Raw genomic sequence first — 13,319 nt, forward strand, 5'->3', positions numbered from 1 at the left:
TCCATGCGGGGCGAAACGCGCGGGGCGATGCCCACGCGGTTAAACGAACTAACCCGTATTTTCCGGGACCAAAACTCTTCACGGCGTTGGGCAGCCTGCCGGCCCTCTGGGCCTAACACGCGGTAACTGATGCGACGTCCCAAGCGAAAGGCGACTCTAAAAAGTCGTACGTTCCTAACGACGCTAACCCTGAAACCGCCGGCTCCAACCGCCATCGACTGCGATCGTTTGTCCGGTTGTGAATGTGTTGGCAGGATCAGCCGCGTATAAAATTGCCTTTGCAACGTCGTCCGGTGTTCCCCAACGTTGCATCAGCGATTGTGCTTTGGCTCGGCTGTCCCAATAGTCGCTGGTGGATTCGCCCCACGAAGTTTGGATCCATCCTGGTGCGACAGTATTGATCCGCAAGTCTGGCGAAAACTCTTGAGCCATGCTGTTGGCGAACGCCATGACGGCTGCCTTGATCGGACCAAACATTTGTCCCGCGTCGCCTTCCATTCCCAGCGGCGCTTGGTCCCATCCGATGAACGTCATCGACGGCGGAAGCTTTTCTGAATTCGATTCAGATGTCGTCTGTTCCAACATTCGCTGGGCAACGTTTCGCGACAGTTCAATCGTCGCCTGCACATCGACTCGCCACAACCATTGCAACTTTTCAGCGAACGACAATTTAGCTGCATCGCCGGTCAACACATCGGCACCGGCATTGTTGATCCAGGCATCGACTCGGCCGAACTTTTTGAACGCGACTTCGGCAAGGTGGTCTCGCTGCGACGGGATCTGCAAATCTGCTTGGACGACGAAAACTTCTTCGCAACCGGATTGCCAAGCGATCTTGGCGGTCTCTTCGGCCCCCCTCTGGTTGGCACAGTAATGGACGACCAACTGACTGGCGCCCGCTTTCGCCAACGCAGAAATGGTCGCCCGTCCGATCCCGCTGGACGATCCAGTCACGACGGCTGCGGCACTGGAAAAAGCGGGTTTTGGTGACATCAGAAACCGTTTGAGTAGCCGTTACGCGATAATTTCCAGTAAGTATCCTGGGCCGAAAGACCGATCCGTGGCCATGAGTGCCTAGTTTCGGTAATCCATCGCCCCGCTAATCGTCGCGGTCTTGCCGCTTGACCACCCGGCAAGCTACCCTATCGATGCTTTAAATCTAATATAAACCGCCCAATTCTCATACCTGTACGCCGCATGTCTGACTCGAAAACTGTTGCCCAGGCCGAAATCGAACAACAAATCGGTGAGCTAGAAACCGCCGCTGATAACATCGATATCGATAGTGCCGAGACCCAAGAATGGCTCGCTTCGCTTGACTACGTTCTGCAAAGCAAAGGCCCCGAACGCGTTCAATTTCTGATCGAACAACTTCGCGACCGCGCCGCCGAAGACGGAATTCAATGTGCACAGGACACCAGCACACCTTACGTCAACACGATTCCACGCAATGACCAACCGGCGTTCCCCGGCAATCGCGAATTGGAACGACGCCTGAAATCGATCGTCCGCTGGAACGCGATGGCAATGGTCGTGCGAGCAAACAAACGCCCCGGCGGAGTTGGCGGACACATCAGCACGTTCGCTTCGAGTGCAACGCTTTACGAAGTCGCCTTCAATCACTTTTTCAAAGGTCGCGGCGAAGACGGCTACTCCGGTGATTCGGTCTACTTCCAAGGCCACGCTTCGCCCGGGATGTACAGCCGAGCTTTCTTGGAAGGGCGTTTGACCGAAGACCATCTCGAAAACTTTCGCCGCGAATTGGCACCCGGTGGCGGACTGAGTAGTTACCCGCACCCGTACTTGATGCCCGACTTTTGGGAATACCCAACGGTGTCGATGGGTCTGGGCCCGATCATGGCAATTTACCAAGCACGGTTTAACGAATACCTGAACGATCGTGGAATCAAGAACACCAAGGGACAAAAGGTCTGGGCATTCTTGGGCGACGGCGAATGCGACGAACCCGAAACACTCGGTGCGATTGGACTAGCCGCACGCGAAAAACTGGACAACCTGATTTTCGTGGTCAACTGCAATCTGCAGCGACTTGACGGTCCGGTTCGCGGCAACGCCAAGATCATTCAAGAACTGGAAAGCATTTTCCGCGGTGCGGGTTGGAATGTGATCAAGGTTGTTTGGGGATCCGAGTGGGATGAACTGCTGGCCAAAGACACCAGCGGCTTGCTGGTCAAGCGAATGGGAGAAGTCGTCGATGGCCAGTACCAAAAGTACCAAGGCATGCCGGGCGGCTACACACGCGAGCACTTCTTTGGGAAGTACCCTGAATTGCTGAAGCTGGTTGAAAACTATTCAGACGACAAGATCGAAAAGATTCGCCGCGGCGGCCATGATCCTGAAAAGGTTTACGCGGCCTACCAGCAGGCCGTTGAACAGTCCAACGGAAAGCCAACCGTGATCCTGGCCAAGACCGTCAAGGGTTATGGATTGGGCGAAGCCGGCGAAGGCCGAAACGTTGCCCACAACCAAAAGAAGATGAACGAAGACGAGCTGCTTGAATTCCGAACTCGGTTTGGCATTCCGATCAGCGACGAAGAAGTCGGCACGGCACCTTTCTATAAGCCGTCCGAAAACAGCGCCGAAATGAAGTACCTGCGACAACGTCGTGAGGCGCTCGGCGGACCGCTGCCCAGCCGTCCAACGGAACATCCGACGATCGAGGTTCCCAAATTGGCGGACTTCAAAAAGCTGATCGACCGCTTGGGCGACGGTAAGAACTGCAGCACCACGTTTGCTGTCGTTCAAATGATGGTGGCGCTTTGCCGAGACAAGAAGATTGGCAAGTACGTCGTCCCGATCGTTCCCGACGAAAGTCGCACGTTCGGAATGGAGGGCATGTTCAAGCAGTTCGGCATCTATGCTCACGCAGGCCAACTTTATGAACCCGTCGATTCGGATCAGATTTCGTACTACAAGGAAGCCCAGGACGGCCAGATCTTAGAAGAGGGCATCAACGAATGCGGCTCGATGAGTTCGTTCTGTGCAGCCGGCACGGCTTACAGTTGTCATGGCGTGAACATGATTCCGCTGTACATCTACTACAGCATGTTCGGATTCCAACGCGTTGGCGATTCGATTTGGGCTGCCGCCGATATGCGAGCCAAGGGTTTCTTGATTGGTGGCACCGCGGGCCGAACCTCGCTAAACGGTGAAGGCCTGCAACACCAAGACGGCCATTCGTTACTCAATGCGATCGCGTTCCCAACGGTTCGCTCGTACGATCCCGCATTCGCTTATGAAGTGATCGTGATCATCCAAGAAGGCTTGGAACGAATGTACGAAAAGGGCGAAGAGTGCATGTATTACATCACTGCCGAAAACGACGCCTACGATCACCCAACGATGCCCGAAGGCTGTGAAGATGGAATCATCAAGGGCATGTACGAATTCAAGAGCGTCGATGTTGAGAAACCACTGGCACGCGTCCAGTTGTTCGGCAGCGGTGCGATCCTGAATTGTGCTTTGAAGGCCCAGGAAATTCTGGCAGAGAAATACAATATCGCCAGCGATGTTTGGAGCGTGACCAGCTACACCCAGTTGCGTCGCGAAGCCGAAGATGTCCAGCGTTGGAACATGTTGCATCCGACCGAGACACCGCGGACCAGCTACGTCGAGGAAGTCTTGGAAGGCCGCGAAGGTCCGTTTATCTCCGCGAGTGATTATGTGAAGACACTCGGTGAGCAATTGACGCCTTTCATCCCCGGCGACTATTTCGTTCTCGGAACCGATGGACTTGGACGCAGCGAAACTCGCGAAGCTCTGCGACGACACTTCGAGGTCGATGGCGAGTCGATCACGATCGCGACGCTAAGCCGTTTGGCAAAAGCCGGCGTCCTGAAACCACAGGACGTGGTCGATGCAATCAAGGCACTGGATTACGACCCCGAAAAAGTGAATCCATACTTCGCTTAGTTAATGCAGTTTGACTTTGCCGTGTGTCGCCAAGCTCCACACGGCCTACTTTTAAAAACCTAACACCTCTATCTCTAAAAACTAATTCTTCCCCTATGGCTACCGAAGTAAAACTTCCTGAACTTGGCGACGGCATTGAATCAGGCGACGTGCTTGAGATTTTTGTGGCCGTGGGCGACACGATCACGGCCGGCCAAGACATCATCGAAATGGAAACCGACAAGGCGACTGTCCCGGTTCCCGCATCGGCCGGTGGCAAGGTGACCAAGATTTTAGTTGATGAGGGAGACACGGTTCCCATTGGTGGCACGATTTTAGAAGTCGAAGCTGCCGAAGGTGCCGCGACACCAGAACCGCCAAAGGCCGAACCGCCCAAAGCGGAGGCTCTCAAGCCAGAACCACCGAAAGCACCGGAGCCACCGAAGGCCGAAGCTCCCAAGCCAACACCGCCACCCGCCGCTCCTCCCGCGGCCGCTGCACCACCAGCGCCGCCTGCCGCGCCGCCTGCCGCACCTCCGGCTCCCGTCGCACCGCCAGCACCAGTTGCTGAGAGTTCGACCGTAGCTTTGCCCGCTGGTCCTGCGATTCGCCGGTTTGCTCGTGAAGTGGGCGTGGATTTGAGTATTGTGTCGGGGACAGGTGACGGTGGTCGCATCACACGTGATGACATCCTCTCCGTCGTCCGATCCGCCAACCGTTCTTCCGCGGCTTCGGCTCCAGCAACCGCTGCCAGTCCAGCGGCAGTTGCCAACCCAGGATCGCCCGCTTCCCCTGGCACCGCAGACGCCGATGATTACGGTCCGATCAGCGTCGATCGAATGACCAAGATCCGTAAAACGATCTCCAAGCAAATGCTGGCTAGCTGGACCAACGTCCCACGCGTCACCAACTTTGACGATGCCGACATCACCGATCTGGAAATGCTTCGCAAGTCCAGCAAGGACGATTACGCGGCCCAAGGCTTGAAGCTGACGACAATGCCGTTCCTGATCAAAGCCGTTGCCACAGCGCTTCGCCATCATCCCGCGATCAACGCGATGCTGGACGAAGCGAACGAGCAAATCGTTTACAAGAACTACGTCAACATCGGAATCGCCGTCGATTCAGAAGACGGCCTGAAAGTCCCCGTGATGCACGGCGCGGACCGAATGGGAGTGCCCGAGGTGACTCGATCGCTAGCCGAAATGGCGGGCAAAGTTCGCGGTGGAAAGATTGCCATCAGCGACATGCGTGGCGGCACGTTCACGATCAGCAACTTGGGCGCGATCGGCGGCCAGTACTCAACCCCGATCGTCAACGTCCCCGAAGTCGCGATCCTGTTGGTCGGACGCAGTCGCAAGCTGCCCGTCGTCATGCCCGACGATTCGATCAAACCAAGATTGATGATGCCACTAAGCCTGTCCTACGACCACCGCCTGGTCGATGGCGGAACCGCAGCACGTTTCTTGAACGACGTGATCGGTTACCTAGAAGCCCCCAGCCGATTGCTGCTGGCGCTTTAAGCATCATTTCAGGCTGGTGCTACAACGATCGTAGCTGATCCCGCCAGGGTTCAGTTGTTTGTGAGTCCGGCAGAATAACTGCCCCCTAGCGGGCTGCCGATTACCACAACTCGAGAATTCTCTTGTTTAACCGCGTCGGGCATCGCCCCGCGCGTTCGAGGATGCACAACGCGCGGGACGATGCCCAACGCCGTGAAGGGTTTCTAAATTGTTTAACCGCGTCGGGCATCGCCCCGCGCGTTCGGGGATGCACGGCGCGCGGGGCGATGCCCACGCGGCTAAACGAACTAATCTTCACCGCGTTGGGCGATGGCCCCAATGGCGCTTACATTAGCCCCGGATGGGGCGTCAGCACGGTGCCGTGGGTCTTGACCCACGGAATCAAACGCAGCAAAAACCGAAGCCCCGGATGGGGCGACAGCGAGCAGACTTTGGCTTGATTGCCCCTCCAGAACTATTCACGTAAGCTCGGATCGCGGAGCGATCAACGACTGCTTGCATTGGTCTGCTCGACTTCCCTCGGGATGAGTAACAACACCAATCCAGCAGCAATCAAATCGATGTCCCCTGGATCTGTTCAACTTGGGGCAGTTCAAACTCTAAACTTAGCGTCCTGAAACAAGTTCCCTATTTGGCGAAATTTTTCGTAGCTGGGCCCACTCAGGGTTCAGTCGGGTACAGCTAATGATCAACTGAACCCTGGCGGGATCAGCTACTTTTTTTTCACTCGGCTTCAAAGAATTCCAGGGGCTGAGATTCTTTGACATCCGCGACGCGGATGGCTAATTCGCCGGACAAGATTCGTCGGAACGTCGTTCCCACGATCTCGCCGCGCCAACCTTTTAACAACGATGGCTTGGAATCACCCGGACGGCGATCGAGTTCGTAACCAAGCAGTTCGCGAACGTTGTCGGCGTTGCCAACAATTGGTGGTGCCAGCTTGTGCTGCCGCGAAATACAAGCGATCGACGTCGATAAAAACTGACTCAACATCGGCGACACCACGCGGCGTGAACCACGAGGACGCTTGGGCAGATCATCTTCATCCGTGTCCAGTGCCGCCTGAATGGCCTGACCAATCGCAGCATACTGATCATTCAAGTTGCGTCGTTCCATGCCTCGAATGCTGCGGATCTTTTTGGGGTCGGGTGATCCTTTCTTGGCAAGCTCCACGAGCAAGTCGTCACGCAGCACGCGACGTGGCAATCGATCTAACTTCTTCGCCTGCTCTTCTCGCCATTTCCAAATGTGCCGAACGGCTTCCAATTGGCGAGGCTTCAAGCCCGATGCGCCGCTAACACGACGCCAGTTTTCCGACGTTTCGGCCGTGACCACTTTTTGCTGCAACACCTCCGTCTCTTCATCGATCCAACGCACGCGATCCAGTTTTTCTGCCATCGCCAAAAGCTTGTCATGCATCTCAAATAGATCGGTCACATCGTGCAACGCATACGTGATCTGATCTTCAGTCAACGGACGACGCATCCAATTGGTACGCGTTTCACCCTTGGGCAAAGTTTTGTTGACCAATCGCTGAACCAACGTTCCCAAAGAAGCCGGATACTCCATTCCGACAAACCCGGCGGCCAGTTGAGTGTCAAAAAGTCCGGCGATCGTTTTTCCAGAGTATCGGAAACAAAACCGGATTTCCTCGCGAGCCGCGTGAGCGATCACGACGCGGCCGGGCGTCGAAAGCAATTCCCAGAACGGACCGGTATCAGGAACCTCAACGGGGTCGATGATCGCCAAGCGATCTCCGGCAACGACCTGGATCAACGACAATTGGGGACGGTAGGTGTCTTCGGATACAAATTCGGTGTCGAATCCAATCCTTGGGCAATCGGCGATCTCATCACAAAAGGCTTGCAGATGTTGCGGCGTGTTTATCGATTCGTACTTCACCGGTAACCTTGTCACAAAGAAGAGGCGGGATTGCTGCACGAATCTAACCGCCAACGCCGACTTCGGCTATCCGCTTCCAAACGAACTGCAACGTCTATCGATGGCAATTTCCACGTCGCCAGCGAACAGCACAGCCAAGCTGCCCGAATTTCTGGTCAGCGCAGCGTCAATGGAAGAGTTCGACCTGCTAGCCACGATTAGTCAAGTTGATATCATCGACTTAAAAGACCCAGCCTGGGGGGCGATTTCCCCCGCCTCGATTGATTTGTGGAACTTGGTTGCCGCTAAATCCTCTCAGCTACCCAAGCACCAACATCTCTCTGCCGCGCTGGGCGAATTTGATCAGGCCAATCAATGTGCAAAACAATTGCCACCGCAGTTTCGGTTCGCCAAAATGGGTTCCAGCGAATGCGACCATGTTGATTTGCTGATGCAGCGATGGCGAACCATTAAAAATCATCTGCACGCATCAACCGAATTGGTCGCCGTCGCCTACGCAGATTTCAAATCGGCCAAATCAATCGATCCGATGAAGGTTCTTTTGGGCGCGAAGGCCGGCGGACTAAAACGCATTTTGATCGACACGTTCCAAAAAGATGGACGAACATCGATCGATCATCTTGGAATCGACCAGCTTCGAGCATTCGCCGACGCCGCTTACGAAAACGGCATTTGGTGGTCACTGGCAGGATCGATCGATCTAGCCCAAGTCGATCAGTTGTCACTCAATGGCATTCACCCCGATTGCATCGGAGTTCGCGGAGCGGTGTGCGACGGTGGTAGATCAACATCGCTTTCAGAAGAGAAGTGCCGACGATTCAGTTCGACTGTTCATGGGCATGCGACGTGACGGTTACAAAGCATCAAACCGAACGATCAACCGTGACCTCTGCCGATGCCTGTATGGAGTCGTTGAGCCGCTAATTGGCGCTAACAGCACGCTAATCAGCCAACAGCAGAATCACACTTTTGGGGGCGAACAATGAACTCTATTAGCGTCCTGTTAGCGGTTTTATTTGACGCTTCCCAGTGAACGCCAACTCGTAGGCCGTGTGGGCAACGCCGTGAAGAGTTTTGGTCTAGGAAAACACGTGTTAGTTCGTTTAGCCGCGTGGGCATCGCCCCGCGCGTTCGGTGCCGCACGACGCGCGGGGCGATGCCCAACGCGGTTAAACGATTGAGAAACCCTTCACGGCGTTGCCGTGTGGGGGTGCTCGCACGATTCTTTAAACCCAATCTAAACCGGTCAGCTTTTGCAGCCGTTCCTCGAAGTTGCCAATCAAGCCGCCGACGAGAGTCCAGTTGTCTCGACAGCGAAGTTCGATCTCACCGTGTTTGTTGATTCGCAAAATCGAATCACCGACCACGCCAGAATCGTGGAGCTGTTTCAAATCTACTTCGCCTTCGTTGACCACATCGAGCAAAGTTTTGCCTGTCAATTCGATGAAATTCTTATTCATTGCAACCTCCTAAAACCAATATCAGATGCTGACATTGTAATCAGAGTTTTCGTCTGTGTTGATTCGTCTATGTTGAATCGATTAAGGGTTGATCAATTCCTTGATCGTTTGATCCAACTGACGACCTGCAAAATCGATTTTGACGACTTTGCCTTGCTGGTCAAAAATAACGACGCACGGCAACGACACGACGCCAAATTGAGCTGCCGCTGGATTGCCGCTACCGGTATCTTCCAACGCCAAAGCGTCATCGCCTGCCTCTGGATCGGTCCCTTGTGGATTCGGTGCGCGAAAACTGGGGAAATCCAAACCGCTTTTCTCAGTAAACGTTTGCACTCGATCAGCGTCGGTGTCCAGATTCATCCCGACGATCGCAATCTTGCCGGGTGCTTTGTCAGACCATTGCTTCAGCGCCGGTAAAATCTGCAGAGACTGTGGAAAATCAATCGTCCAAAAAGGCATCAATACGACTCGACCGCGATAGTCTGAAATGTTGATGGGGCGACCATCGACCGACGGTAACGAGAAATCGAATTCACGACCGATCGCGTCTTCGCGTGCGTTGCGAGCGCTGACCGCCATCATCAACTCTTGATACGTCGCAGCATCTCTGTCCGTAAACCGACGCTTCATAACTTGATAAGTTGCTTCCGCCAAATCCATTCGGTTGCGCGATTCAAATTCGATGGCCGCGCCGGATAAGTATTGAACCGTTTGCAGGTCCGCCGATTCATCGATCAACGTTTCCGCCGCTTCGACCCATTCGGCGACCGTGACTTCGCTTGCCGGTTCCGCTAATTCATTTTCAGCAGCTTCATTTTTGCCTGTCGCAATTTGATTGACCATCGAATCGATCGCGTCAAAACGAACGTTGCCCGCCATTGCTGCGGCCATCTTGGCGATGTTGGGATCAGGTGAATTGGCAAACAGGTCGATGATGGTGTCGCGGACTTCTTTGGCTTGAAGATCATGTCCATAATTCGCCAGCAACCCACGAGCTTGCCCCATCACCATCATCGCGGGCACATCGGAATCCGATGCGGTGCTAGCGAGTTGTCGGACTAAGCCGACGATGTTTTCAGGCGCTTCTTCCACACCGTTTCGCAAGTCTTCAATGCCAAAACCGATCAAGACCAAACGGCTGTCGGACACCAACGCATCGTCATCCGAATCTAAGTTTGCCTTGGCGAGTGATTCTAAATCCTTGGCGGCTTTCAGGTCACCAAGCGACGCCAAGTGTGATAGCGCTTGCAACTGACCTCGATTGCCTTCGCTGCGAAGTTTGTCGCTGACGTTTTGGTCTTCTGCTAATCGTCGAGACGCTTCCCATTTCATTTTGACGATTTGGATCAGCGTGTCACGAGCTTTTTCAGGATCCGAAATTCCGCTCGCGCCCGAGACGATGGTTTGCATATCTTTGTCGGCGGTGGCTAAGAACTCGACAAGTTCATCGGCCGTCAAATCTGCTCGCAGACCACGCCCAGGCTTCTCGCCACCGGGATCGGCGACCGCCAAAGGAAACCGATTGACCGGTGCCGATGGTTCGGTCGAAGCACTTGGATTGTCTGCCGGAGGTTGCTTTGGCAAAAAGTCGGGAGCTTGCGAGGTCTGGTTTTGTGCGTTCTGGACCAAGCGATTTGCCGGCGGGGCATCCTCGTTCATCATTCGGTCAGGAATGTCGGCTTGTGAAGTCTCAGCGTCGGCTGGCTGATCGGTGGTTTCCTGGACGGGCGAACTGCATCCGGACAGGCTGATCCAACACAGGATCCAGCAAAACGCCAGTCGTCTGCATGCCAAAGGTCCGTTGAGAAAACACATGGGATCGATTTCCAAGAAAATAGTGCAAAGGGAGTCCTGATAGATCATATCGGTTGACGAAAATTCTGTCTCGCCAGTTTCACGACAGGTTTGAGATGCCGGAACTGCGCCACTAACGCGTCTTGTTGCCGGCCCACGAGAATTTCTGCAAGAACGACACGCTTTTTCCAAGCTGAAAAAGATCTCGGACTTGCCACCGGGGCCCTTTTTCTCGGACACTACCCAGCGACCGAGACTTACCCAACCTCCTTTATTAAAGATCATTTTGAAGTGACTCGCATTGATCGTTACATATTGGTTCTGTTCTTGCGAACGGTACTCATTTGCTTTTGCTCCCTGGCCGGCATCTTTGTCGTCTTCCACGCTTTCACCAGCATGGACGATCTGGTCAAGCAAGGACAAATCGAAGGCGGGTTGCTGGGCGTCTTGTTTCGGTTTTACGGTCCTTACATGCTGCTGCTGTTTGATTGGACCGGCGCGATCATTGCCTTGATGGCGTTTTTGTTTACCGTTGGTTGGTTGCGGCGGACGGGTGAGTTGACATCGACGCTTGCCGCCGGAATTTCGCATGGCCGGTTGCTGCGACCGATGATCATCGCGTCGCTGGCGATCGTGTCCGTTCAAATGCTAAGCCGCGAATTCATTCTGCCCCATCACCGCGATTCGCTGTCGATGAAGGCAAAGGATCTGACCGGGTCAGCGGAGCAATCTGTCAAGGCAAAGTACGACATCATCAATCGAGTCCTCGTTGACGCCACATCGATGGATGGTAAGCACGGCCGTTTGAACGACCCCAGTTTTCGACTGGACGGCGACTACGGAAAGTTTGGTGACTTGCTGCTGGCTAAATCGGCTCAGTGGATGGACAACCATCCAAACCTGCCACCGGGATACTTGTTGGAACACGTCGCCCGACCGATGGATATCGACACTGTGCCGTCGGTGTTCTGGAACAACAATGCCATTTTGCTGACCAGCAAAGATCAGGCTTGGTTGAATCCCGGCCAAGTGTACTTCGTCACTCGCGTTGATCCCGACCTGCTGCAAACCAGCGACGCGGCCAGTCGCCGAGCAGCGATCGGTGAATTGATCGCCCGGATCAAAAACCCGGCGGTTCACAGCAGCCTGAAACTGCAGGTGTTGCTGCATGAACGTTTCGTTCGTCCACCGCTGGACTTTGCGTTGATCTTGTTGGGATTGCCGTTGGTGGTCAATCGCAAGGGACGCAATTTGTTCCTGATGATCAGCGTGGCGATGATGACCGTGATGGCCTTCTTTGCCGTCAAGACAGGAGCCAACTACATTGGGACGAGCGGTTATTTGGTCAGCCCGGCCATCGCCGCTTGGATCCCGCTGCTCGTTTGCGGTCCGATCGCTTACGTTCGTTACCGAGATGTGCAGTTAGTATGACCTCCAGTTCTCGGAAACCGCTTGATGTTTCCGTCATCATTCCAACGCTGAATGAACAAGACCATGTTGCAGCGGCGATTCAGTCGGCGCAGGCGGCCGGTGCTGGCGAAACGATCATCAGCGACGGTGGCAGCACCGATGACACGCAAGCCACGGCAACCGCGGCCGGTGCAACAAAGTTCGTCAGATCATTGCCAGGTCGTGGCACACAACTGGCAGGCGGATTGTCGGTGGCCGCGGGCGAGGTCGTGCTTTTCTTACATGCCGACAATTTGCTTAGCGTCGATTGTTTGAATCAGATTTGCCAGCTCGATGAATTTGTCTGGGGAGCGTTCAAGCAACAAATCGATTCACACAAACCAATCTATCGAGCCATCGAACTGGGCAACGCCGCTCGCGTAAGTTGGCGTGGGATGGCGTTTGGAGACCAGGCCATCTTTGCCAATCGCAAAGCGTTGATGAGCCACGGCGGCGTCTCGGAAATCCCACTGATGGAAGACGTCGATCTGTCGCGTCGGCTACGCAAATTGGCCCGACCGGTTTTGTTAGACGGCCCCGTGCAAATCAGTTCGCGGCGATGGGAACAAACCGGCGTGCTGCGTCAAACGATTCGCAATTGGACGTTGCAAGTCCGTTACGCGGCCGGTGCCACGCCCGAGAGTTTGGCGGATCGATACTGAGCTGTAGGCCGGAACAAACGCCGTGAAGAGTTTTGGCCCGGGAAAACACGTGTTCGTTCGTTTAACCGCGTTAGGCCCGGAGGGCCGGCAGCTCCCTGCCGGGTGCGCGAGCACCCGGATGGCTGTCCCACATCAATTCACTGGCTCGGTTACAGAGAAAAAGTGAGATAGAACGCTGCCATCCGGGGATTTACATCCCCGGCAGAGAGCTTCCGTCCCGCCGGGACTATTCACCAGCGTTACGATCGTGGATCGATCAACGACCATTCGCATTTATTTTTTCGACTTCCCTCGGGATGAGTGACGACACCAATCCGGCAGTCATTAATGCGACGTCCCCTGCGAAAGCCGACACTCATTCCCCGCTCGTTCCTAACACGTGTTTTCCGCAACCAAAACTGTTCACGGCGTTGGGCGATGCCCCATGTCGTGAAGGGTTTCTAAATTGTTTAACCGCGTGGGCATCGCCCCGCGCGTTCGGGCCCGCACGACTTTGGGGGGGTGTGGCTGACCGGCCTCGGTGTTGATTGCAAATTGCAAAATGAACACTGAAAAATGTAAATTGACCAGCAAATACCGCTTCCCAAGAATTTTCAATTTGCAATGTTCATTTT

At 54.7% G+C, this 13,319-nt stretch carries 11 protein-coding genes; 6 read left to right on the top strand and 5 right to left on the bottom strand.

Features of this window, described 5'->3' with window-relative positions; genetic code table 11:
- Positions 1 to 183: 183 nt before the first annotated feature.
- Positions 184 to 993 carry an SDR family NAD(P)-dependent oxidoreductase gene (locus tag RC85_RS22085; RefSeq protein ID WP_068266916.1) on the bottom strand — a complete coding sequence of 270 codons (810 nt, stop codon included), beginning with the start codon at positions 991 to 993 and terminating at the stop codon, positions 184 to 186.
- 204 nt (positions 994 to 1,197) lie between these two features.
- Here RC85_RS22085 and aceE point away from each other — a divergent pair, with 204 nt between their 5' ends.
- The 3 genes from aceE (at position 1,198) to RC85_RS27070 (ending at position 5,875) form a co-directional block, all read left to right on the top strand.
- Positions 1,198 to 3,933, top strand: a complete 2,736-nt coding sequence (gene aceE, locus RC85_RS22090; protein WP_068266917.1) for a pyruvate dehydrogenase (acetyl-transferring), homodimeric type — start codon at positions 1,198 to 1,200, stop codon at positions 3,931 to 3,933.
- Between the two features lie 95 nt (positions 3,934 to 4,028).
- Positions 4,029 to 5,435, top strand: a complete 1,407-nt coding sequence (locus RC85_RS22095) for a 2-oxo acid dehydrogenase subunit E2 (protein WP_068266918.1) — start codon at positions 4,029 to 4,031, stop codon at positions 5,433 to 5,435.
- 266 nt (positions 5,436 to 5,701) lie between these two features.
- On the top strand, positions 5,702 to 5,875 hold the full coding sequence (locus tag RC85_RS27070) for a hypothetical protein (RefSeq protein ID WP_157594003.1): 174 nt from the start codon (positions 5,702 to 5,704) through the stop codon (positions 5,873 to 5,875).
- 283 nt (positions 5,876 to 6,158) lie between these two features.
- Here the strand turns inward: RC85_RS27070 and RC85_RS22105 are convergent, their stop codons facing one another.
- Positions 6,159 to 7,337: a ribonuclease D gene (locus RC85_RS22105; RefSeq protein WP_068266920.1), complete on the bottom strand. Its 1,179-nt coding sequence runs from the start codon at positions 7,335 to 7,337 to the stop codon at positions 6,159 to 6,161.
- Between the two features lie 100 nt (positions 7,338 to 7,437).
- Between RC85_RS22105 and RC85_RS22110 the strand changes: the two genes are divergently transcribed.
- Positions 7,438 to 8,187, top strand: a complete 750-nt coding sequence (locus tag RC85_RS22110) for a (5-formylfuran-3-yl)methyl phosphate synthase (RefSeq protein WP_068266921.1) — start codon at positions 7,438 to 7,440, stop codon at positions 8,185 to 8,187.
- Between the two features lie 376 nt (positions 8,188 to 8,563).
- Here RC85_RS22110 and RC85_RS22115 read toward each other — a convergent pair whose 3' ends face one another.
- Both RC85_RS22115 and RC85_RS22120 read right to left on the bottom strand, forming a co-directional pair.
- Complete coding sequence (locus RC85_RS22115; RefSeq protein ID WP_068266922.1) at positions 8,564 to 8,797, bottom strand: hypothetical protein; 234 nt, start codon at positions 8,795 to 8,797, stop codon at positions 8,564 to 8,566.
- 81 nt (positions 8,798 to 8,878) lie between these two features.
- Positions 8,879 to 10,615, bottom strand: coding sequence for a TlpA family protein disulfide reductase (locus tag RC85_RS22120; protein WP_160148126.1), 1,737 nt, complete (start codon positions 10,613 to 10,615; stop codon positions 8,879 to 8,881).
- Positions 10,616 to 10,885: 270 nt separating this feature from the next.
- Here RC85_RS22120 and RC85_RS22125 point away from each other — a divergent pair, with 270 nt between their 5' ends.
- Both RC85_RS22125 and RC85_RS22130 read left to right on the top strand, forming a co-directional pair.
- Positions 10,886 to 12,025: an LptF/LptG family permease gene (locus RC85_RS22125; RefSeq protein ID WP_084422934.1), complete on the top strand. Its 1,140-nt coding sequence runs from the start codon at positions 10,886 to 10,888 to the stop codon at positions 12,023 to 12,025.
- Entirely contained in the window at positions 12,022 to 12,705 is a 684-nt protein-coding gene (locus tag RC85_RS22130) for a TIGR04283 family arsenosugar biosynthesis glycosyltransferase (RefSeq protein ID WP_068266924.1), read from the top strand. Before RC85_RS22125 ends, RC85_RS22130 begins: the two co-directional genes overlap by 4 nt.
- A 402-nt stretch (positions 12,706 to 13,107) precedes the next feature.
- Here RC85_RS22130 and RC85_RS28630 read toward each other — a convergent pair.
- On the bottom strand, positions 13,108 to 13,319 hold a 212-nt coding region (locus tag RC85_RS28630), incomplete at its 5' end, for a hypothetical protein (protein ID WP_238383202.1).

The organism is Rubripirellula obstinata (assembly GCF_001642955.1).
Taxonomy (GTDB): domain Bacteria; phylum Planctomycetota; class Planctomycetia; order Pirellulales; family Pirellulaceae; genus Rubripirellula; species Rubripirellula obstinata.

Excerpts from the sequence above, each read along its gene's own strand:
- RC85_RS27070 (WP_157594003.1), top strand. The coding sequence starts at position 5,702 with ATGCCCACGCGGCTAAACGAACTAATCTTCACCGCGTTGGGCGATGGC.
- RC85_RS22115 (WP_068266922.1), bottom strand. The coding sequence starts at position 8,797 with ATGAATAAGAATTTCATCGAATTGACAGGCAAAACTTTGCTCGATGTG.
- RC85_RS22130 (WP_068266924.1), top strand. The coding sequence starts at position 12,022 with ATGACCTCCAGTTCTCGGAAACCGCTTGATGTTTCCGTCATCATTCCA.
- RC85_RS22120 (WP_160148126.1), bottom strand. The coding sequence starts at position 10,615 with ATGTGTTTTCTCAACGGACCTTTGGCATGCAGACGACTGGCGTTTTGC.
- RC85_RS22095 (WP_068266918.1), top strand. The coding sequence starts at position 4,029 with ATGGCTACCGAAGTAAAACTTCCTGAACTTGGCGACGGCATTGAATCA.
- aceE (WP_068266917.1), top strand. The coding sequence starts at position 1,198 with ATGTCTGACTCGAAAACTGTTGCCCAGGCCGAAATCGAACAACAAATC.
- RC85_RS22085 (WP_068266916.1), bottom strand. The coding sequence starts at position 993 with ATGTCACCAAAACCCGCTTTTTCCAGTGCCGCAGCCGTCGTGACTGGA.
- RC85_RS22110 (WP_068266921.1), top strand. The coding sequence starts at position 7,438 with ATGGCAATTTCCACGTCGCCAGCGAACAGCACAGCCAAGCTGCCCGAA.